At 71.4% G+C, this 20,177-nt stretch carries 23 protein-coding genes and 2 pseudogenes; 10 read left to right on the top strand and 15 right to left on the bottom strand.

Going from position 1 to position 20,177, the window contains the following annotated elements; translation table 11 throughout:
- Positions 1 to 283 precede the first annotated feature (283 nt).
- The 7 genes from ACIRVK_RS27650 to ACIRVK_RS27680 form a co-directional block, all read right to left on the bottom strand.
- A complete protein-coding gene (locus ACIRVK_RS27650) occupies positions 284 to 865 on the bottom strand; it encodes a GAF domain-containing protein (protein ID WP_404251621.1) in 582 nt (193 codons plus the stop codon).
- Entirely contained in the window at positions 862 to 1,476 is a 615-nt protein-coding gene (locus ACIRVK_RS27655; protein ID WP_404251623.1) for a GTP-binding protein, read from the bottom strand. The genes ACIRVK_RS27650 and ACIRVK_RS27655 overlap by 4 nt, the downstream gene beginning before the upstream one ends.
- The gene (locus ACIRVK_RS27660; protein ID WP_404251625.1) at positions 1,454 to 1,825 is read right to left on the bottom strand and encodes a DUF742 domain-containing protein; all 372 of its coding nucleotides are present in this window, start codon (positions 1,823 to 1,825) and stop codon (positions 1,454 to 1,456) included. Before ACIRVK_RS27660 ends, ACIRVK_RS27655 begins: the two co-directional genes overlap by 23 nt.
- Before the next feature lie 2 nt (positions 1,826 to 1,827).
- A complete protein-coding gene (locus tag ACIRVK_RS27665; RefSeq protein WP_404251627.1) occupies positions 1,828 to 2,262 on the bottom strand; it encodes a roadblock/LC7 domain-containing protein in 435 nt (144 codons plus the stop codon).
- A 92-nt stretch (positions 2,263 to 2,354) separates the two neighbouring features.
- The gene (locus ACIRVK_RS27670; RefSeq protein WP_404251629.1) at positions 2,355 to 4,487 is read right to left on the bottom strand and encodes an ATP-binding protein; all 2,133 of its coding nucleotides are present in this window, start codon (positions 4,485 to 4,487) and stop codon (positions 2,355 to 2,357) included.
- Positions 4,488 to 4,883: 396 nt separating this feature from the next.
- The gene (locus tag ACIRVK_RS27675) at positions 4,884 to 5,294 is read right to left on the bottom strand and encodes a VOC family protein (protein WP_404251631.1); all 411 of its coding nucleotides are present in this window, start codon (positions 5,292 to 5,294) and stop codon (positions 4,884 to 4,886) included.
- 105 nt (positions 5,295 to 5,399) lie between these two features.
- Complete coding sequence (locus ACIRVK_RS27680) at positions 5,400 to 5,792, bottom strand: helix-turn-helix domain-containing protein (RefSeq protein WP_404251633.1); 393 nt, start codon at positions 5,790 to 5,792, stop codon at positions 5,400 to 5,402.
- Positions 5,793 to 6,274: 482 nt separating this feature from the next.
- Between ACIRVK_RS27680 and ACIRVK_RS27685 the strand changes: the two genes are divergently transcribed.
- From ACIRVK_RS27685 to ACIRVK_RS27705, 5 genes and pseudogenes are all read left to right on the top strand, one after another.
- Positions 6,275 to 6,640 (top strand): sensor histidine kinase, encoded by a 366-nt coding sequence (locus ACIRVK_RS27685; protein ID WP_404251838.1) that lies wholly within the window; start codon positions 6,275 to 6,277, stop codon positions 6,638 to 6,640.
- Positions 6,641 to 6,708: 68 nt separating this feature from the next.
- Positions 6,709 to 7,035, top strand: a complete 327-nt coding sequence (locus tag ACIRVK_RS27690; RefSeq protein ID WP_109494997.1) for a rhodanese-like domain-containing protein — start codon at positions 6,709 to 6,711, stop codon at positions 7,033 to 7,035.
- 45 nt (positions 7,036 to 7,080) lie between these two features.
- Positions 7,081 to 8,310, top strand: a complete 1,230-nt coding sequence (locus ACIRVK_RS27695; protein ID WP_404251636.1) for an FAD-dependent oxidoreductase — start codon at positions 7,081 to 7,083, stop codon at positions 8,308 to 8,310.
- Between the two features lie 128 nt (positions 8,311 to 8,438).
- Positions 8,439 to 9,824, top strand: a complete 1,386-nt coding sequence (locus tag ACIRVK_RS27700) for a rhodanese-like domain-containing protein (RefSeq protein WP_404251638.1) — start codon at positions 8,439 to 8,441, stop codon at positions 9,822 to 9,824.
- Positions 9,825 to 9,913: 89 nt separating this feature from the next.
- Positions 9,914 to 10,207: pseudogene (locus ACIRVK_RS27705) on the top strand (rhodanese-like domain-containing protein); the annotation flags it as partial.
- A gap of 282 nt (positions 10,208 to 10,489) precedes the next feature.
- Here ACIRVK_RS27705 and ACIRVK_RS27710 read toward each other — a convergent pair.
- The 4 genes and pseudogenes from ACIRVK_RS27710 to ACIRVK_RS27725 all read right to left on the bottom strand — a co-directional run.
- Positions 10,490 to 10,987 (bottom strand): annotated as a pseudogene (locus tag ACIRVK_RS27710) (PIG-L family deacetylase); the annotation flags it as partial.
- On the bottom strand, positions 10,902 to 11,375 hold the full coding sequence (locus ACIRVK_RS27715; RefSeq protein WP_404251640.1) for a DsrE/DsrF/DrsH-like family protein: 474 nt from the start codon (positions 11,373 to 11,375) through the stop codon (positions 10,902 to 10,904). The pseudogene ACIRVK_RS27710 and the gene ACIRVK_RS27715, both read right to left, overlap by 86 nt.
- 15 nt (positions 11,376 to 11,390) lie before the next feature.
- Positions 11,391 to 11,708 carry a TusE/DsrC/DsvC family sulfur relay protein gene (locus ACIRVK_RS27720; protein ID WP_404251642.1) on the bottom strand — a complete coding sequence of 106 codons (318 nt, stop codon included), beginning with the start codon at positions 11,706 to 11,708 and terminating at the stop codon, positions 11,391 to 11,393.
- A 59-nt stretch (positions 11,709 to 11,767) separates the two neighbouring features.
- Positions 11,768 to 13,009, bottom strand: coding sequence for an NAD(P)/FAD-dependent oxidoreductase (locus tag ACIRVK_RS27725; RefSeq protein WP_404251644.1), 1,242 nt, complete (start codon positions 13,007 to 13,009; stop codon positions 11,768 to 11,770).
- A gap of 276 nt (positions 13,010 to 13,285) precedes the next feature.
- On the opposite strand from ACIRVK_RS27725, the gene ACIRVK_RS27730 reads away from it, so the two are divergent.
- Genes ACIRVK_RS27730 through ACIRVK_RS27740 form a run of 3 tightly spaced genes read left to right on the top strand, consistent with a single transcriptional unit; the run spans position 13,286 to position 15,853 of the window.
- Positions 13,286 to 13,738, top strand: a complete 453-nt coding sequence (locus tag ACIRVK_RS27730) for an OsmC family protein (RefSeq protein ID WP_404251646.1) — start codon at positions 13,286 to 13,288, stop codon at positions 13,736 to 13,738.
- Positions 13,735 to 15,429, top strand: a complete 1,695-nt coding sequence (locus ACIRVK_RS27735; RefSeq protein ID WP_404251648.1) for an aminotransferase class V-fold PLP-dependent enzyme — start codon at positions 13,735 to 13,737, stop codon at positions 15,427 to 15,429. The genes ACIRVK_RS27730 and ACIRVK_RS27735 overlap by 4 nt, the downstream gene beginning before the upstream one ends.
- A 52-nt stretch (positions 15,430 to 15,481) precedes the next feature.
- The gene (locus ACIRVK_RS27740) at positions 15,482 to 15,853 is read left to right on the top strand and encodes a thioredoxin family protein (RefSeq protein WP_404251650.1); all 372 of its coding nucleotides are present in this window, start codon (positions 15,482 to 15,484) and stop codon (positions 15,851 to 15,853) included.
- A 47-nt stretch (positions 15,854 to 15,900) separates the two neighbouring features.
- Here the strand turns inward: ACIRVK_RS27740 and ACIRVK_RS27745 are convergent, their stop codons facing one another.
- The gene (locus ACIRVK_RS27745) at positions 15,901 to 16,488 is read right to left on the bottom strand and encodes a rhodanese-like domain-containing protein (protein WP_404251652.1); all 588 of its coding nucleotides are present in this window, start codon (positions 16,486 to 16,488) and stop codon (positions 15,901 to 15,903) included.
- 82 nt (positions 16,489 to 16,570) lie between these two features.
- On the opposite strand from ACIRVK_RS27745, the gene ACIRVK_RS27750 reads away from it, so the two are divergent.
- Positions 16,571 to 16,858 carry a metal-sensitive transcriptional regulator gene (locus ACIRVK_RS27750; RefSeq protein ID WP_047017838.1) on the top strand — a complete coding sequence of 96 codons (288 nt, stop codon included), beginning with the start codon at positions 16,571 to 16,573 and terminating at the stop codon, positions 16,856 to 16,858.
- Positions 16,859 to 16,877: 19 nt separating this feature from the next.
- On the opposite strand, the gene ACIRVK_RS27755 is transcribed toward ACIRVK_RS27750, so the two are convergent.
- The 3 genes from ACIRVK_RS27755 to ACIRVK_RS27765 all read right to left on the bottom strand — a co-directional run bounded on the left by ACIRVK_RS27755 (position 16,878) and on the right by ACIRVK_RS27765 (position 19,442).
- The gene (locus tag ACIRVK_RS27755) at positions 16,878 to 17,624 is read right to left on the bottom strand and encodes a sulfite exporter TauE/SafE family protein (RefSeq protein WP_404251654.1); all 747 of its coding nucleotides are present in this window, start codon (positions 17,622 to 17,624) and stop codon (positions 16,878 to 16,880) included.
- Positions 17,621 to 18,007, bottom strand: a complete 387-nt coding sequence (locus ACIRVK_RS27760) for a rhodanese-like domain-containing protein (protein WP_404251656.1) — start codon at positions 18,005 to 18,007, stop codon at positions 17,621 to 17,623. The genes ACIRVK_RS27755 and ACIRVK_RS27760 overlap by 4 nt, the downstream gene beginning before the upstream one ends.
- Before the next feature lie 70 nt (positions 18,008 to 18,077).
- A complete protein-coding gene (locus tag ACIRVK_RS27765; protein ID WP_404251658.1) occupies positions 18,078 to 19,442 on the bottom strand; it encodes a rhodanese-like domain-containing protein in 1,365 nt (454 codons plus the stop codon).
- Positions 19,443 to 19,618: 176 nt separating this feature from the next.
- Here ACIRVK_RS27765 and ACIRVK_RS27770 point away from each other — a divergent pair, with 176 nt between their 5' ends.
- A complete protein-coding gene (locus tag ACIRVK_RS27770) occupies positions 19,619 to 20,023 on the top strand; it encodes a DUF302 domain-containing protein (RefSeq protein WP_404251660.1) in 405 nt (134 codons plus the stop codon).
- Positions 20,024 to 20,177: the final 154 nt, after the last annotated feature.

A 20,177-nucleotide genomic window follows, 5' to 3' on the forward strand; every position in this document is an offset into this window, starting at 1 on the left:
CAAGAACTGACACATCACTGCCCGCTGTCAGCAGCCCCTTCGTCTGCTGACAGCGGGACACAGACCCCCGCAAGATCAATGCGGCGCTGCACTAGTGCCGCGGCAGGCAACGTTTGCCCGGTAAGGAGCGGCGTCCGGGGCGTCCTCTCGGCGTGCCGGACGAAAGCCCTCGGACTGGACGTACTTGGGGTTTCGGCCGGTGCGGCGAGAGGGCGTGCCGGGCGTCGCGACGGGGCAAACGTTGCCTGCCGCGGCACTAGGGGCCACCTGCGGCAGACGCGCCTCACAGCAGCGGGAGTCCGTCGGTCTCCCGTCGCTCCAGCCGGGTCACCAGTTCCGCCGCCGAGGACTTGATGGTCTCCAGGCCGGACCTGCCCCAGGGCCGCGGCTGTGTGTCGGCCACGCACAGGGTGCCCAGCGTCATCCCCGTGCTGTCGATGAGCGGAGCGCCCAGATAGGAGTGGATGCCGAACTCGTCGACGACCGGGTTGCCGGCGAAGCGCGGGTAGTCACGGACGTCCTCCAGGACCAGCGCCTTGCGCCGGACCACCACATGGGGGCAGAAGCCGTGGTCGCGGGCGAGTTCACGGCCCAGCACCGCCGTGGTCCCGTCCGCCCGCACCACGCGCGGTGCCCCCTGCGAGCGGTGCAGGCCGGCGAAGAACTGCCGGTGCTCGTCGATGAAGTTGACCATGGCGTACGGCACCCCGGTGAGCTCGGCGAGCCGGCCGGCGTAGGCGTCCAGCTCGGGCTCCGGACGTTCGCCCAGACCGAGTTCGCCGAGGCGGCGGGTACGGGCGGGGGCCTCTTTGTCCTCCGGAGTGAGCAGTAGCCGGCCGGCGGGACGTGACGGGTCGTACCTCATGGGCGGTCGCTGGGGACGTGGGCGCCGTGGCTCGGCGCGTGCGCCGGTGCGTGGGCGATGAGGTGCCGTACCAGGGTGAGCAGGGTCTGGACGCCCGAACTGGAGATGCGGGCGTCGCAGCGCACGACCGGGATCTCCGGCGGCAGGTCGATGGCGGCGCGGACCTCCTCCGGGTCGTAGTGGTAGGAGCCGTCGAACTGGTTGATGGCGACGATGAAGCCGAGGCCGCGCTGCTCGAAGAAGTCGACCGCGGCGAAGCACTCCTCCAACCGCCGGGTGTCGGCGAGGATGACCGCGCCGAGCGCGCCCTCGGAGAGCTCGTCCCACATGAACCAGAACCGTTCCTGGCCGGGTGTGCCGAACAGGTACAGCACGTGTTCCGGGTCGAGGGTGATGCGGCCGAAGTCCATGGCCACCGTCGTCTCGACCTTGTTCTCGATCCCGTCGAGACGGTCGGTGGCGGCGCTGACCGTGGTGAGGAGTTCCTCCGTGCTCAGCGGCGCGATCTCGCTGACCGCGCCCACGAAGGTCGTCTTGCCGACTCCGAACCCGCCCGCGACCAGGATCTTCAGTGCGGTGGGGAAGGGGTCAGAGCTGTCGTCGTAGTCCATCGAGCACTGCCTCCAGAAGGGCCCGGTCAGTCGGGTTGTGGGTGAACTCGGGGGGCTTGGTGGTCAGCGCCCCGCAGTCGACGAGGTCCGACAGCAGCACCTTGGTGACCACCGCCGGCAGCTTCAGATGGGCGGCGACCTCGGCGACCGAGACGGGTGCCCGGCACAGGTCGAGGGCCTGCTGGTGCTCGGGGCCGAGGTAGCCGAGAGGCGTGGCGCCGGTGGCCATCACGTGCGACAGGAGGTCGAGCGCGATGGTCGGCCGGGTGCGGCCGTTGCTGACCGTGAAGGGGCGCACCAGCCGTCCGGCCGCGTCGTCGAGCCAGGGCCCCTCGCCGGCCGCCGCCACGCTCAAGGCCTCATCGCCGGGGGTTCGACGGAGTGCTGCCGGGGTGCGGTGACCAGGTAGGGACGGACGCTCTTGACCAGCATCGCCATCTCGTAGCCGAGCACCGCCGCGTCGGCCTCGCGGCCGGCCAGCACGGCGAGACAGGTGCCGGAGCCCGCGGTGGTCACGAACAGCAGGGTCGAGTCGAGTTCGACGACCACCTGGCGGACCTCGCCGCCGTCGCCGAAGCGGACTCCGGCGCTGCGGCCGAGGGAGTACAGGCCGGAGGCCAGGGCGGCCATGTGGTCGGCGCTGTCGTGGTCGAGCCCGTGGACCGACTTCACGAGCCCGTCGCAGGACAGCAGAACCGCACTGGTGGTGTGCGGGACGCGCTGCACGAGGCCGCTCATCAGCCAGTCGAGATCGGATACATGGCCGGTCGGCGCTTCGCTCGCCATGGTGGATCGACTCCTTGAGGTACGAAGGTCTGCGGGAGCGGTGGGGACGGGGGTGGAGCGGGAGGGTGTGAGGGGGTGGGCCGCTGGGGTGGTCATCCGGCTGGTGCGCTCCCGTCGTGCCGGGTGGGGTGGTCCGTCCCGCGCGCCGCGGCGGGGCGCGCCTCGGCTATACGGGCCCGGTCCATGTGCGGTCCGCCCATGGGTGCCGGGGCCGTGTGGGGGCGCACCATGTGAGGGGCCGTCGCCGTGTGCTCGGGCCCCGTGTGTTCCGCCTCCAGGTGTTGCTGGGCCTCCGCCAGGCCGATGCCGCGCTGGAAGGCGGCCATCAGTCCAGGGTCGTGGCCGGTGTGGTACTCGCTGTCCTGGCGTGGCGCGGGGCCGTCGCGCAACTGGGGCGCGATGTGCTCCTGGGCGCGGCGGCGGGGCAGTTGGGGCTTGCCCATGGTGCCGCGGACGGTACCGGTGCGCGGCGTCGGCCCGGTGGTCACGTTCTCCGCGACGAGCCGCCGGTCGTCGGGCCGGATCCCGGGCACGGCCTCCGCCGGATTGGGCCGCTCGGCATGGGGACCGCGCACGGGCAGCGGGGCGGGCCCACCGCCGTCGCCCACCCCGGCGCCCCTCCCCGAACCGCCGGCGGCCGAGGCGCCGTCAGCGACAGAACCGCCCAACGTGCCGCCGTCCACCGCTGTGGTGCCGCCCACGCCGCCGTTCGCGAAGGCGCCACCCGCCACGACACCGTTCACCGCAGACCCGCCCACGGTGGTGCCGCCGCCCATGGCGTCCTGCGCCAGGCCGCCATCCGCCGCGGTGTCGCCGCCGGGGCCGGCATGCGCCGGGAACCCGTTCGGCGTCGGCGCGGCGGGGCCGGTGGCCTCCCACTGCTGTGCGGGGTGCGGGCTCGGCGGCGCGGGCACGCGGCGCCCGGGCGGCGTCTGCGGCTGCGGCTGGGCGGGCCGGGGCGGTACGGCGGCCCCGGTGGCACCGTCCTGCGGCTGGGACGCGCCCCCGGGGACGCCCGGCCGCGGGCCCAGCAACCCCTGCGGCACGACGAGCACGGCCTGCACACCGCCGTAGATGTTGGTCTGCAGCCGGACGGTGATGCCGTGCCGCCGGGCGAGCTGCGAGACCACGAACAGTCCGATCCGGCCGTCCGCCAGCAGACTGGCGACGTTGACCTGGTCGGGGTCGGTGAGCAGGGCGTTCATCTTCTTCTGCTCGCCGGCGGGCAGGCCGAGACCCCGGTCCTCGACCTCCACGGCGAGTCCCGAGGTGACGAGGTTGGCCCGCAGCAGGACCTGGGTGTGCGGGGCGGAGAACACCGTGGCGTTCTCGACGAGTTCGGCCAGCAGGTGGATCACGTCGGCGACGGCGTGCCCCCGCAGCGTGCCGTCGATCGGCGGCACGAGCTTGACCCGTGAGTACTGCTCGACCTCGGCGATGGCGGAGCGCAGCACCTCGGTCATGGACACCGGGTGGCTCCACTGCCGGCGTGAGACGGCGCCGCCGAGCACGGCGAGGTTCTCCGCGTGCCGGCGGATCCGGGTGGCGAGGTGGTCGACGTGGAAGAGGCCCTTGAGCAGGTCGGGGTCCTCGATCTCGTTCTCCAGCTCGTCGAGGATCGAGATCTCCCGGTGCACCAGGGACTGCAGCCGCCGGGCGAGGTTCACGAACACCTCGAGCTTCTGTTCGCTGCCCGCCTGGCTGGAGAGCTGGGCGGCCTGCACGACGGCGGTGACGGCGCCTTCGTGCGCCCGGCTCAGGTCGGCGGCGAGCAGCTCGAAGTCGTCGGCGTCGTCGGCGGGCGCACTGCGGGGCCCCGGCTGGGGCGGAGCCTCGCCGCGGCGCAGGGCATCGACCAGGGCGCGCAGATCGGCCTCGCCGCGGGCGGCGGCGCGACGCAGGACGCCCACCCGTTCGCTCACGGTCCGCGCGGCGCGGTCGGCTGCCACGGCCGCGATCACGATGCCGGCCAGGGCGACCGAGACGGCGCCGCCGAGGACGCCCCACAGGGCGGGGCCGGGCCGGGTCCCGGTGGAGCGGATGGTGAACAGCACGGCCGCGCTGGCGCTGAGGGCGACCGCGATGGGCGGCAGGACGGCGAGCCTGAGCAACTGGGGCCGTATGTGGTTCTCGGGCAGCGAGGCAGCGGTGCGGGCGACGGGCCGTCCGTGCCGTCCGCCCTCGCGGCGGTCTGCGCGTGCGGCCGGTGCGCGGAGGTGAGACATCGGTGTCCTCGTCGTGCTGGTCCGTCGGTGCCAGGGGCGCGGGCTGCGCGGTTCGGGCAGGCGTTGCCCGATGGACACTCACAGTAGTCGCCAAGGCATCATGTGCGGTGGGCAGTTGACAAAGTCCCACGCGGAGCGTCCCGCTCTGGTATGAGGCGTCGTACGACAGACCGATAAACCCAGCGGACGGCCGGCCCCACTCCATAAAGGATCGATCGGAGCTGGTCAGAAGCGGTCACCGGAAATGATGGAGGGCCGGGGAGCCATCGCTCCCCGGCCCTCGCCCGTCGCCGTTGCCTGTCCGCCCACCGATCGGACCGGACCGTTCGGGACCGTCACGAGCCCCGATGAGTCATCCCCTGAACATCACTGTCCGTGTCAACCGTCGGGGCCTTCTCACGCCTTCGGCTGGGTGAAGCGCAGGCTGTTGCCGAAGGGGTCCCGCAGGCCGCAGTCGATGCCGTACGGACGCTCGGTGGGCTCCTCGGTGAACTCGACGCCCTTGGCCCGCAGGGTCTCGTACGTCTTGCGGCAGTCGTCCGTGCTGAAGATGAGGAAGCCGCCGGTCGCGCCCTTGGTCAGCAGGTCGCGGACCTGCTCCGCGGTCTCCTCGGACAGCCGCGGGGGGCCGGGCTTCTCCAGCAGGACCTGGCGCTCGGGGTGCCTGGGCACGTTGACGGTGAGCCAGCGCATGAAGCCGAGGTCGGCGTCGGTGTTGACCTCGAGGCCGAGCTTTCCGACGTAGAAGTCGAGGGCCTCGTCCTGGTCGAGGACGTAGATCTGCGAGTGCGTGATTCCTGTGAACATGGGGATCACGCTACGAGCCCGCCCCCGCGAAAACTTATCCAAAACTGCTCAGTCGGCCGGACGAGGCAAACACCGAGCGGCGAACGGTGAGCGCCTGGCGGGCGGTCAGGCGCCCGGTCGCATCCACGCCATGGTGAAGCAGGTCGGTACGTCCAGGGCCACGGCCTGTTTGCGGTACTCCCTCGGTGAACGGCCCACGACGTCGCGGAAGGTGCGGCTGAAGGTGCCCGGGCTGGCGAATCCGACCTCGAAGCAGATGTCCGTGACGCTGCGATCGGTCTCCCGCAGCAGGAACATCGCCCGCTCGACCCGGCGGCGCTGCAAGTAGCGGTGCGGTGTCTCGCCGAACGTGGCGCGGAAGGTGCGCGCGAAGTGAGCCGGGGACACATGGGCGATCCGGGCCAGCGCGGGTACGTCCAGCGGCTGCGCGTAGGCGCGGTCCATCGCGTCCCGGGCCCGGAGCATCCGGCGGTTGGTCTCTTCGGCGGCGCGGCTCACGGCGTCATCACACCACGGGGTGGGCTTTCCCCGGGATACCGCATTCGAACTGCTGCTGGCCCACCAGACCGATCCCACCCGGGCCGACCGCATGGGCGACACACCGCCGCCCAGCCCGCCGGCGGCCTCACCCCCGCAGGCAGCGTCCGGCGCGAGGAGGTGCACCGGTAGCTGCGCGAACACCGCATACCGGTGGAGCCTGGCGCGGCGCCGTATCCAGTGCGGCTGGCTCTCGCCCACGAGGTCGAGGTCGTCACGAGACGCGACCGGAGTGATCTCCGGAACGGGCCACGTGCGGTTCAGCGGCAGGGACACGTCCTTCCACCAGGGACGCGTGGGCAGGTCGCCGGCAGGCTCGAAAGGCTGGCCCGGCACGGGCAGGGCGACCGCCTGCCCGACGGCGGTGGCTGCGGCCGGCGTCCACTCCCCCGGCTCGGCCCAGGGATGCGTCGAGGTGGGCCCGCATGCCCTCCTCGGGCGTCATGTGGACGCCCGCCACTGCCGTCCCGGCGACACCGTCACCGTCCGCCACGTCCGCCACGTCCGCAGAGGCGCCCGTCGAGGTGGCGGAGACCGGTCCCGGTATCCCCGCCGACGAGCTGCCGCATGTCTTCGACCGTCCGTGGCGCGGTGCCCGCGCTCGTGCCGGAGGCGGCAGCGGCCTTGCCGTGGTCAAGGAGCTGGTCACCGCCCACGGCGGCACGGTCACCGCGGGCTCCGAACCAGGCGGCGGGACGCGGATGACGCTCCGGCTGCCCAGGGCCGCGCCCGACGGGGCACGGCTCGTTCCCAGCCCCGGCGCCGAGCCGCCAGTCACCTCTCGGGCAAATACCCCTAGGGGTATTTGACGGCCCCCTTCGGATCGCCGTATTCTCGCCGGAGAGATACCCCCGGGGGTAATTGAGGAGGCAATCAAGTGGCTCGCGAAGTGACACAGGAAGCGTTCGCGGCGGCCTGGGCCGACGGCGCACTCGTCATCGACGTGCGGGAGGCGGACGAGTACGCCGCCGGACACGTGCCCGGCGCCCGCCTGATGGCGCTGCGTACCGTGCCCGCCCGGTGCGGTGAACTGCCCAGCGACCGACCGGTGTTCGTGATCTGCGCCAGCGGCAACCGCAGCAAGACGGCTGCCGACTGGATGAACTCCCGTGGCGTCGACGCCTACTCCGTGACCGGCGGCACGGGCGCCTGGGCCCGCGCCGGGCGTCCCGTCGCGGCCGGTTCGCACGAGCACGCCGCCTGACCCCGTCCGGCACCCGTGCAACGGCCAGCCGGAAAGGAGCCCGCCTTGGCCGCCACACCCTTCCCCACCGACACTCCGATCTCCGGCCGCCACCGCGTCGCCGTGATCGGCGGCGGCAGCGCCGGCATCAGCGTCGCCGCCCGCCTCCGCCGCGCCGGAGTCGGCGACATCACCCTGATCGAACCGTCCGACACCCACTGGTACCAGCCGCTGTGGACCCTGGTCGGCGGTGGCCAGGCACCCCTGCGCGCGACCCGCCGCCCCGAGGGATCGGTCATCCCGGACGGCGTGCGCTGGATCCGCCGCCGCGCCCTGGCCGTGGACCCCGACAGCCGCACGGTGGCCCTGTCCGGCGACGCCGAACTCACCTACGGGCACCTGGTCGTGGCGCCCGGCCTGCAGTTGGACTGGGGCGGCGTGCCGGGGTTGGCCGAGGCGGTCGGGCGCGACGTGGTGAGCAGCAACTACGCACCCGAGTACGCCGCGCGGACCTGGGAACTGATCCAGCAGATGCGCTCGGGCACGGCCGTCTTCACTCATCCGGCGACCCCGCTGAAGTGCGGTGGCGCCCCCCAGAAGATCGCCTACCTGGCCGCCGACCACTGGCGCAGGCGGAAGGTCCTCGACGACATCCGGATCGTCCTCGTCATCCCCGATCCGGCGATGTTCAAGGTGCCCGCCTGGTCGCAGGTCCTGGAGACGGTGGCCGCCCGGTACGGCATCGAGGTGCGGCTGCGTTCCGAGATGACCGCCGTCGACGGCCACGCCCGCGAAGTCACGGTCACCGACCACGCGAACGGCACGAAGGAGACCATCGGCTACGACCTCCTGCACGCCGTTCCTCCGCAGAGCGCCCCCGACTGGGTCAAGACGAGCCCGCTCGCCGACCCGGCCAGCCCGCAGGGCTTCGTCGCCGCCGACAAACACACCCTCCGACACCCTTCCTACGACAACGTCTTCGCCCTCGGCGACGTGGCGAACCTGCCCACGTCGAAGACCGGTGCCGCGGTGCGCAAGCAGGCCCCGGTCGTGGCCGGCAACCTGCTCGACGTCATGAACGGCCGTTCTCCGTCGCACCGGTACGACGGCTACACGTCCTGCCCGCTGGTGACCGCCCGGGACCGGATGTTGCTCGCCGAGTTCGACTACGACCTCAACCCCACCCCGTCCCTCCCGCTGCTCGACCCCTTCAAGGAGCGGCGCACGATGTGGCTGTTCAAACGGTACGGACTGCCGCCGGTCTACTGGCACGGCATGCTCACCGGCCGCCTCTGACCGGTCGGCCCGGGCACCCCCCGACCCGGGCCGACCACCGCCCCTCCGCCCTCCTACAGGGGCGGGCCAGCGCCTTCTATGTACCCCCCGGGGTAATCCACCTCGTCCGACAGGGAGGTCACCCGACCATGTTCTTCGCCCAGTACTACCTCGACTGCCTCTCCCAGGCGTCCTACATGATCGCCGACGAGACCACCGGCAAGGCCGTCGTCGTCGACCCGCGCCGCGACATCTCCGAGTACCTCACCGACGCCGCCGCCCACGGTTTCACCATCGAGGCCGTCATCAACACCCACTTCCACGCCGACTTCCTCGCCGGCCACCTGGAACTCGCCGATCGAACCGGAGCCTGGATCGGCTACGGACAGCGCGCCGAGGCCGAGTACCCCATCCACAAGCTGGTCGACTGCGAACGCATCACCCTCGGCGACGTCCAGCTCCAGATCCTCGAAACCCCCGGTCACACCCCGGAATCGATCAGCGTCCTGGTGTACGAGCACATAGGCGACGCCGTCCCCTACGGCGTGCTGTCCGGCGACGCACTGTTCATCGGCGACGTCGGCCGCCCCGACCTGCTCGCCTCGATCGGCGTGACGGCCGACGAACTCGGCCGCATGCTCTACGACACCATCCAGCACAAGCTGATGGCCCTCCCGGATGCCGTGCGGGTCTTCCCCGCCCATGGCGCCGGATCCGCCTGCGGCAAGAACCTCTCCCCCCAGCGCCAGTCCACCATCGGCGAACAGCGCGCCACCAACTACGCCTGCCGCCCGATGAGCGAGGAGACGTTCGTGTCGCTGGTGACGGAGGGCCAGCCGTCCGCGCCCGCCTACTTCGTCTACGACGCCATCCTCAACCGCAAGGCACACGGCCTGTACGACCCGGCCAACGCGCCCCGGCCGCTTTCGGTCGAGGAGTTCATGCAGCGGCGCGCGGCAGGAGCGGTCGTGGTCGACGCCCGCTCGCCGCAAGACTTCGCGCCCGGGTATCTGCGCGGCTCGGTCAACGTGCCCGCGGACGGCCGGTTCGCCGAGCAGGCCGGCATGGTCGTCGCCCCCGAACAGGACGTCGTCGTCATCGCTCCGCAGGACCGCGAGGAGGAGGTCGTCACCCGGCTGGCCCGGATCGGCTTCGACAAGGTCGGCGGCTACCTGCGCGAGCCCGAAGGCGCCTTCCCGGCCCTGGCCGACGAGATGGAACAGGCCAGCCGCCTCACCGCCGACGAACTGCGCCACCTGCTGGACGGGGACGAACCGCCGCTCGTGCTGGACGTGCGCAACACCGCAGAGCGCGAAGAGGGCTCCATCGAGGGCTCACTGCACATCCCGCTGGCCGAACTCGCGCGCCGCGTCGAGGAGCTACCGGCCTACCGTCCCCTGGTCGTGCACTGCGCGGGCGGTCACCGCTCCTCCATCGCGGCCAGCCTGCTGCGCCACCAGGGCCGTACCGACGTCTCCGACCTGCTCGGCGGCTACGGCGCCTGGCTCACCCTGCCCGCATCCGCCGACGTCTGATCCACCCGCGCACCGGGCGGCGATCAGGCTGCCGGCCGCCGCCCGCTCCCCATCGAGACAGCACGCATCACCGACAGCAGGGACCCCCGATGTCCCTCCATGCCGGCAAACCACGCCTCGACCCCGCCCGCACGCCCGGCGAGTTCCGCACCGCCCACATCCCCGGCTCCTACAACGTCCCCCTCAACACCCTGCGCGAACACCGCGCCGAACTGCGCCACCACCTCCACGAGGACGTCATCCTCATCTTTCGCTCCGGAGCTCGCGCCGCCCAGGCCGAAGAGGCCCTCGTCGAAGCCGGACCGCCCAACCTGCGCGTCCTCGACGGCTGCGTCCTGGCCTGGGAGACCGCCGGAGGCCCGCTCACCCGCGGGCCCGAACGCTTGGCCCCGTGACCTGGCCCGCCTGCTCCTCCTGCACGCCGGCCCGGCCGAGCACGGCACCGAGCCCGTCGGGCCGACACGCGAGGACTCCCCCCTGGCGTGACAGGCGATGGCGCGGCCCTGCCGCTCGCGCGGCACCGGCTCGACGACACGGCACTCGGTCGGATCACGCCCGAGGAAGGACGTACCGAACTCGGCGTTCGACCGTTCCGCCACGTCCCGCGGCAGGGTCCACCCCGCCACCGCCACGCCCGTGCCGTGGGCGGCGAACAGCGCGGCGCTGGTGGCCCGTTGATGATCCCGGTGCCCGGTGACGCCCCCCGGGTCGAACACCAGCAGGTGGCTGGGGCGCCGCTCGTCGATCAGCCGGGCCACCTCCCCGGCGAGCCGGTGCGGCGGAACACCGTCGAGGCCACCGTCCGGGTGCCCGGACAGCTCCACCCGCTCGGACACCCGGCTCCCGTGCCGCGCACCCAAGTTCGTCCGCGCGCAGGGCATGCAGGTCGCCGGGCCTGCCGTGCAGGGTGGACGCCTCGCCATGGGTGCAGCAGAGCACGGCTGTGGGCACACCGGACCGGACAGCAGGGCGAGCAGGCCACCCAGGCCGAACGACTCGTCGTCGGGATGGGCGACCACCGCCAGCACCCGCCGCATCCCGCCCGGCAGCCCGCGCCCTGCGCCCGTGTCGGCCATCTCAGGTGTAGATGATCTGGCCGCCGGCCGCGTGCTCGTAGAACTCGCCGACCGTGATGATGCCCTGGACCTGCTCGACCAGGTCATCCTTGTCGAGTTCGAAGAGGTCGACGGATGCCTTGCAAGCGTAGATGCCCGCGCCGGTGTCGGCGATCATCTCGATGAACTCCGGGATCGGCGGGATGTCGAGTTTGTCCATCTTGCGTTCCATGTAGCGGGTGACCAGGTCCGGGACCCCCGGCATGCCGCCCAGCAGGGTCGGCAGATGCAGACCGGGGTTGCCGACGGTGGCCAGCTTGATGTGCTCCCAGTGCTTCTTCGTGATGGCATCGAGGCCGAAGAAGGTGAAGAACAGGTCGGCCTCGATTCCCTCGGCGCGGGCACCGTTGGCCATGATCAGGGCCGGGTAGATCCCTTCCAGGGATCCCTTGGAGACGATGATCGAGACCTTCTCGATGGTTGCGGTGGCGGCCATGACGGCTCACGCTCCTCAGATGCAGCCGCGCGGCTTGGGGATACCGGCGATCTTCGCGGCAGTCTTCGCCGGCCCCTTGGGAAACAGCTGGTAGAGCTCCTTGACGCTCACACCGGAGGTCTTGCCGAGAACCCGCACGGTCGGGCCGGTGCCCTTGGCCGCGTACTGCTCGCGCATGAAGCGGATGACGATCCAGTGCCGGTCGGTCAGCGTGTCGATGCCGGCCTCCTTGGCGATCTGCTCGGCCATCGGCTCCGTCCAGCACGCGGGGTCGGTGAAGAAGCCCTCGTCGTCGACGGGGATGTCGGTGTTGTCGTAGGTGGTGGTGGGCATGACGGGGTCCTCTCCCCTGGGCCTGGACGCACACGTGGCCGCGGCCGGACACGTGGTTCTCAGTCCGATACGTGATGCTTGCCGTGCTCGGGCATCGCCGAGCCGATACCGGGCAGTTCCCGGCCGGGCAGCAGGCTGTGCCAGTACAGCCACTCGAAGGCGAGCTTGCCGAGGTGGGCGGCGTGCGACTCCTTCAGCAGCGGCAGACCGACCGGGCCCGGGAAATGGCCGGGCAGCGGCTCGGTGTCGTAGTTGAAGTCGATCAGCAACGCCTTGTGGAAACCCGTCTCCACGAAGCAGTTGGCGTGCCCGTCGAACGAGGCATCCAGCGGCTGCCCGGCAAGGAACCGGCCGATGTTGCGCACCAGCACCTCGCCCTCGAAATGGGCCACCGATCCGGCCTTGGAGGCGGGCAGGCCCGCCGCGTCCCCGATCGCGAACACCTCGGGCCGGACCGGGAGTTGCAGGGTGTGCGGGTCGACGGGGACGAAGCCGAGTTCGTCGCCCAGCCCCTCGGAGCGCTCCACGTACTCGGCGCCGCCGTGCAGGGGCACCACGACCGCCAGGTCGAAGGGCACTTCGCGCTCGTCGTACGACACCAGCCGACCGCGTTCGCCATCGACCTCGCCCAGGGTGAACTCCGTGACCAGCTCGATGCCCTTGTCCTTGAGAAGCCCGCCCAGCGCCCTGGCGGCGACCGGCTTGGTGAACGCCCCGTCGAGCGGGGTGGCGTACGTCAGCTCGACCCGGTCCCGGATGCCCCGGTGCTGGAAGTACCAGTCCGCCAGGAAGGCGAACTCCAAAGGCGCGACGGGGCACTTGAGGGGCAGGTCGGCGACATCGATCACCAGACGGCCGCCCTCGAAGCGCTCCAAAGCTTCGTGCAGGCCCACGGCTCCGGGAAGGTCGTAGAAGGTGAAGACCTTCTCGCGCCAGCCGGTTCCGGTCAGCCCCTCGGTCTCCTCCGGCAGCAGCCTGGCCCCGGTGGCGAGCACCAGGACGTCGTACGGCAGCCGTACGCCACCGGCGAGGTGTACAGTCCGCGCGTCCAGGTCGACCCGCTCGATCCGCGCCTGCTTGTAGTCGACGGCCGCGTCCAGCTGCCGGGGACGGGGGCGGACGAGGTGATCGGGCTGGGCCAGCCCGAAGGGCACGAACAGCAGGCCGGGCTGATAGAGGTGGTCGTCGTTCTGGTCGACGACCGTGATCCGGAACTCGCGCCGGTCGTACGTGCGACACAGGCGGTTGGCCGTCATGGTGCCGGCGGTTCCGCCACCGAGAATCACGATGTGTTTGCCCATGACCCCACTGTCGTACGGCAGATGACAGCCAGGCATGGGCCGCTGGTCCCACCCGAGTACCCACCCGGGTATTTCTTCGGCCAGGCCCACCGGCCCCAGGCCTCCATGTACCTGGCACGAACACCCTGATAAAATACCCAGCAGGGTATATCGCCGCATATGCAGGCACGAGGGCCGAACGGTCCCCGGCGCACCCCGTCCGTCCCTCACCCCGCCCCTGCACTCAGCGGTCGACTGGAGTCCGGAGCAGTCGACATCAGCGAGAAGGGCTCGGCCATGACCGGCAGCACACCGCAGACCCTCAGCACGAACCGCACCCAGTCCGGGGACGTGCACCGCCTGGAGGTCATCCACGTAGAAGGCGACGTCTACAGCGTGGACATCCGCGAACACCGCCTCCATGTCGACCAGCCGCTGGCGGCGGGCGGCACGGACACCGCGCCCACGCCCACCGAGCTCTTCGCAGCGTCACTGGCCACCTGTGTCGCGTTCTACGCGGGCCGCTACCTCCACCGGCACAGCCTGCCCCAGGCCGGTCTGCGCGTCCGCACGGAGTTCACCATGGCCACCGACCGACCGCCACGTGTCACCTCCCTGCGCCTCGTGATCGTCCCGCCGCCCGAGCTGCCCGAGCGACGGCGTGCGGCCCTGCTGGCCGTGGCCTCGCACTGCACGGTCCACACCACCCTCCACCAGCCGCCCGAGACCGGCATCGAGCTGGCGCCATGAGTACGACCTCGGTGCCGGCCGTGCCGGCACTGCTGGAGCGCATCCGCAGCGGCCTGATCGGCGACGACGAGGTACTCGACGGGCCCTACGGCCCGAAGCGAATCGTCTACGCCGACTACACCGCCTCCGGCCGCTCCCTCGACTTCATCGAGGACCTGATCCGCGAGCAGGTGCTGCCGTGCTACGGCAACACCCACACCGAGAGTTCCAGCACCGGGTTGCAGACGACCCGGCTGCGCGAGGACGCCCGCCGGATCATCCGCGACGCGGTCGGCGGCACCGAGGACGACCTCGTCATCTTCTGCGGCTCCGGCGCGACGGCCGCGGTCAACAAACTCGTCGGCATCCTTCAGCTGCGTCACCCGGAGAAGCCGCCCGAGGCCGAGCGTCCGGTGGTCTTCGTCGGGCCGTACGAGCACCATTCCAACGAGCTGCCCTGGCGTGAGTCCATCGCCGACGTCGTGGTGATCGGCGAAGATCCCGAAGGCCACGTCGACCTGGCCCAGCTCGAGGTGGGCCTACGGCGGTACGCCGATCGTCCGCTGCTGATCGGCAGCTTCTCCGCCGCCTCCAACGTCACAGGCATCCTCACCGACACCGACCGCATCGCACGGTTGCTGCACACCTACGGCGCGCTGTCCTTCTGGGACTACGCGGCGGCGGCACCGTACATCCCGATCGGGGTGGCTGAGAGCGCTCCGGGCGCCGGGGACCACAAGGACGCGCTGTTCCTGTCCCCGCACAAGTTCGTCGGCGGCCCACAGACCCCCGGCGTGCTCGTCGTGCGCCGCGAGCTGGTGCGCAACCCGGTGCCCACCGCGCCCGGCGGCGGCACGGTCGCCTTCGTCGATCCCCTCGGCCACCGTTATCTCGACGACCCGGTGGCCCGCGAGGAGGGCGGCACCCCCGCGATCGTCGAATCCATCCGGGCCGGGCTCGTCTTCGCCCTCAAGCAGGCCGTCGGCACCGACACCATCCAGGCCGCGGAAGAACACCACTGGCGCCGCGCGCTCGCCGAATGGGACCGCAACCCCGACATCGAGATCCTCGGCAACCACCACGCCCGCCGCCTGTCCATCGTCTCCTTCCGCATCCGCCACGGCGAACAGGTCTACCTGCACCACAACTTCGTCGTCGCCCTCCTCAACGACCTGTTCGGCATCCAGGCCCGCGGCGGCTGCTCCTGCGCGGGCCCCTACGGCCACCGCCTGCTCGGGATCGACGCCCCCACCTCGCACGCCCTGCTCGACGAGGTCGTCCACGGCTGCGACGGCATCAAACCCGGCTGGGTCCGCGTCAACTTCAACTACTTCATCAGTGACACCGTCCGCGACTACCTCATCGACGCCGTCGCACTGATCGCCACGCACGGTCACCGGCTCCTGCCCGACTACCGCTTCGACCCGCACACCGGACAGTGGCGCCACCACAGTGGCATCACCCGGCGCCCGCTGCGACTGACCGACGTGCGCTTCCGCGTCGACGGCCGGATCTCCGCTCCGGCCGTCCGCCACCGCCGGCTGGGCGAGGAGGCACTGTCCGGTCAACTCGCCCGTGCCCGTGCCGTGCTGGCCGCTCGTCCCGACGGGCTCGACGACGGCCCCACCGGACTGCCGGCCGACTTCGAGCGCATGCGCTGGTTCCCGCTGCCGCCCGCCTGCCTGGAACAAACCCGGGCCGGCACCGGTTGAACCGAGCAGACCAAGATACCCCACCGGGTATACAGGAGCGGAGGGAAACCCCATGCCGACCGTCGAACTGACCAAGGGCAACTTCGAGGAGACCGTCACCGGCTCCCAGATCCTGCTGATCGACTTCTGGGCCGCCTGGTGCGGACCGTGCCGGATGTTCGGCCCCGTCTACGAGAAGGCGGCCGAGCGCCACCCGGACATCGTCTTCGGCAAGGTCGACACCGAGGCCCAGCCCGAACTCGCCGGCGCCTTCCAGATCTCCTCCATCCCCACCCTGATGGCCGTCCGCGACCGGACCGTCCTGTACTCGCAGCCCGGCGCGCTGCCACCGCAGGCCCTGGAGGAACTCATCGGCAAGATCCGGGCCGTTGACATGGAGGACGTTCGCCGGAAGGCCGCCGCGGGCTCTGCGGAAGCGAACTGACGCCCAAGGCGCCCATCAACCATGAAGGGCGCCCTGGAACGTCGGGCTCAGTGGGCGCGAAGAGCGGCGAGTGCCGCGTCGAGGTCGGCCCCGCGGGCGCGGTTGTGCGGCAGCTTGCCGAGCATGACGGCCATGCCGCAGGTGTTGGTGAGGGCGGAGAAGACCAGGCCGCCCGCGATGCCGGCCGAGAGCAGGAGGAGGGCCGGATGCATGAGCAGGCCGAGAACGAGGCCGAGGAGGACCAGGCTGCCGGCAGTGAAGCGCACCTGGCGTTCCATGCTCCAGCCCGAACGGGTGTCGCAGGCGGCGGGGATGTGCAGGTCGTGCCCCTCGGCGGCCCAGGCGCCGGTGCCGCCGGCGAGGGTCGCCGTGGCGATGCCCTGCTCGGCCAGCAGCTTGCAGGCGTTCTCCGAGCGGGCGCCCGAGGCGCACACGACGAGGACGTCGCCGCGCTCGGCGGCGTGCCGTATCTCCGGCAGCGCCCGCCGGACGTGATCCTGGGGGATGTTCAGGGCGCCGGGCAGATGGCCTGAGGCGTACTCGGCGGGCGTGCGCACGTCGATGACGGTCAGCTCGTGCAGCCGCGTGCGGGCCTGGTCCGTGCCGAGGGCGACAGGGGTCGGGAAGTTGGTCATGACGAGTGCGATCCTTAACGGTCGACGCCGTCCCGAACAGGGACGTACAGTACCCCTAGGGGTATTTTTCGAGGGAGTGATCGTGGAACTGGAGCTTGAGGGTGCGGACCTGAAGGCCGTGCTGAACCGGCTGCGCCGGGCGCAGGGTCAGATCTCCGGGGTGATCCGGATGATCGAGGAGGGGCGCGACTGCGAAGACGTCGTCACGCAGCTCGCCGCAGCATCGCGCGCGCTGGACCGTGCCGGTTTCGCGATCATCGCGACGGGCCTGCAGCAGTGCGTGACCGACATGGAGTCAGGGCGCAAGAACGGTGAGGACCCGGAGGCGATGCGCGCCCGTCTGGAGAAGCTGTTCCTGTCTCTGGCCTGATCACGCATCTCTCACGACCTCATACCACCGCGTCGATGAGCATGAAGGCGGCCACGGCCAGCAGCACCAGGGCGAAGATGCGCTGAAGCGTGTGCCCGGTGACCTTCGTGGCCAGCCGCTTGCCGTCCCAGGCACCGAGGATCGCGGCTCCGATGAACGGGCCGACCACCGCCCAGTCCAGCCCCTCGACCGTGCCGGCCCGCATCGACAGTGCGGCCAGCGAGTTGACGGTGATGACCAGCAGGCTGGTGCCCACCGCGCTGCGCATCCGCATGCCCAGCACCCCCACCAGCGCCGGTACGGCGAGAAAGCCGCCGCCGACGCCGAGGACACCGGTGACCGCGCCAAGGCCGGCACCGGCCGCCGCCGCCCGCACCGGCCGTACCGTCACGGCGCCTTCCGCGGCGGGGCGGGAGCGCAGCATGCGCACGGCGGCCACTCCTGCGACCACGCCGAAGGCTGCCGTGAGCACGGCCGCCGGGACACGGGCGGCCAGTGCGCCGCCCAGCATCGCCGGGCCGATCCCGGCCGCCGCGAACAGCAGCCCGGTACGCCAGCGCACATGCCCGTCGCGGGCATGCGCGACCATCGCGGTGACCGAGGTGAGCGTGACGATGACCAGGCTCGCGGTCGTCGCCACGACGGGGCTGAAGCCGAGCAGGTAGATCAGGGCCGGGACGGCCAGCACGCTGCCGCCGCCGCCGAGCGCGCCGAGCGCCAGGCCGATGACTGCTCCGGCGGCCAGGGCGAGTATGAGTGCGCTCACGCGACGGTGCCGCTCTGTCTGCGCGCGTCCACCACCGGCAGCCCCGCCTTGGCCCAGTCCCGCATCCCGCCGACCACGTCGACGGCTTCCGAGCCCCGGGCGACAAGCAGTTCGGCGGCCTGCCGGGAGCGGTTGCCGGAACGGCAGATCACGATCAGCGGCCGTGTCTGCGCGTGGGCGGGCAGCCCCGCCCCGGCGGCCAGCGCCGACAGGGACAGGTGCACGGCCCGTGGCGCGTGCCCAGCCTGCCACTCGTAGGGCTCGCGCACGTCCAGCAGCACGGCGTCACTGCCGGCATCGGGGTTGCCGTGCCCGGTGCGTATGGCCGCCTCCTGCACACTCACGCGCCCCGGGCCGCCCCGGGCCCGTCGGAAGATGCTCATCTCGGTTTCTGGCTCCTGTTTCGTCACGTCGTCAGGGAAGATCGGCCGGCCTCCGCGGCGTCCGGCGCCGTCAAGAGGTCCGGAGGGTGAGTCCCGCCTTCTCGGCCATCTCGAAGGAGTCGTCCACGGCGACGACGTCCCGGCCGGCGGCGTCCAGCAGGGAGGCGGCGATCGCGGCGCGCATCCCGCCGGCGCAGTGCACCCAGACCTCGCCCTCGGGAACCTCGTCGAGGCGGCGGGGCAGGGTGTGGATCGGGATGTGGACCGAACCCTCGACGAATCCACCCGTACGTTCGGATGCCCGGCGCACGTCGAGGACCACGACGCCGCCCCGCAAGCACCCCGCGAGATCGGCGAACGTCGCCCGGCGGATGGACGCCGGCGTCTCGCCCGCGCGCACCCAGTCGGTCGGCCCGCCGGTGGCCGCGGCGGCCGGGCGGTCGATACCCACCCGCACCAACTCACGCTGTGCCGCTGCGAGTTGTTCGGGCGACTCGGCGAGCAGGGTGACCGGCTTGCCCCACGGGATCAGCCAGGCCAGATACGTGGCGAGCTGCCCCTCCGCCTCGAAGTTGAAGGAGCCCGCGAGGTGCCCGGCGGCGAAGGCGACCCGGTTGCGCAGATCGACCACCCACTCCCCCTCATTCAGCCGCGCGGCGATCTCGTCGGCGCCCGCGACGGGCGGCGGGGTCAGGTCGACGGGCGCGGGTCCGGCGGCGTTGGCCGGGCCCATGTGTGTGTAGTAGGCGGGCACGTCGTCCAGGCCGGCCAACAGGTCGGCGACGAAGGTGTCGACGTCCCGGGTAAGGGCCTCGTTGGACACCTTCTCCTTGCCGATGGTGGTGTCGCCGCCCTCGGCCTGGGAGGAGGAGCAGAAGCTGCCGAAGCCGTGCGTGGGCAGCGCGGCCGTCTCGTCGGGCAGCTCGGCCGCCAGCCGGTGCGCGGAGGCGTGCTGGGCGCGGGCAAGGCCCTCGGTCAGCCGGGGCTCGACCAGGTCGGGGCGGCCGACGGTGCCGATGAGCAGCGAACCACCGGTGAACGCCGCGACCACCGTGCCGTTCTCCTCCAGGACGTAGGAGGTGTGGTGCGGGGTGTGCCCGGGGGTGGCCAGCGCGCGCAGGATCAGGCCGGCGCCGGTGTCGATCTCCGTACAGTCGCCGTCGCGCACCGGTACGCGCTCAAAGGAGACGCGGGCCCCGGCGGGCACGAGGTAGGCGGCGCCCGTGATCCGGGCGAGCTCCAGGCCGCCGGTCACGTAGTCGTTGTGCACGTGCGTCTCCACAACGTGGGAGATCCGCACCCCGCGCCGAGCGGCTGCTTCCAGCACCCGGTCGAGGTCACGCGGCGGGTCGACCGCGACCGCCGCCCGCTCACCGCCCGCCAGGTAGCTCCGATTGCCGAGCCCCGACACCTCGATCGTGTCGACGAAGAACACGAGGTACTCCCTTCAGTGCAGATTTACCCCAGGGGGTATATCTTCGACGGTAGCATGAGTACCCCGGGGGGTATTTTCAAGGACAGGGAAGCCCGCGGAAAACAACTCCCGAGTACCTCGCACATCGGCTGGACACCCGTCCCGCACCACTCGAGCCGACAAGAAAGGCCATCGCCATGCGCTATGACCGCACCGTGCACCTCGACACCGACTTCGCCACCGCCGTGGAGCGCGTCCGCGACGCCCTCGCCGCCCAGGGGTTCGGCATCCTCACCGAGATCGACGTCACCGCCACCCTCAAGGCCAAGCTCGACCACGACATGGAGGACTACGTCATCCTCGGCGCCTGCAACCCGCCCCTCGCCCACCGCGCCCTGGAGACCGACCGCTCCATCGGCCTGCTGCTGCCCTGCAACGTCGTCGTGCGCCGCGACGGAAACCACACCGCCGTACAGGCCCTTGACCCGAACACCATGGTCGCCCTCACCGAACTCGACGCCCTGCGCCCGGTCGCCGAAGAGGCCACCCGCCGCCTCGACTCCGCCCTCGCCTCACTCACCACACCCGGCGCGAAGTGCTGAGCAGGGGCGCGGCCCTCACGGAAACCGCGTCGCGGGCAAGAGCGGCCCCAAGCCGGATAACCCCCGTGGTTCTGCAGGGCTTCATATACGGGTTCTCCACCGCACCCGCCTCGGGGACCCCCGGTCGGCCGACGGCGTCCGGCGGAGGACGTCG

It is taken from the genome of Streptomyces sp. NPDC101152, assembly GCF_044768275.1.
In the GTDB taxonomy this organism is placed as follows: Bacteria; Actinomycetota; Actinomycetes; order Streptomycetales; family Streptomycetaceae; genus Streptomyces.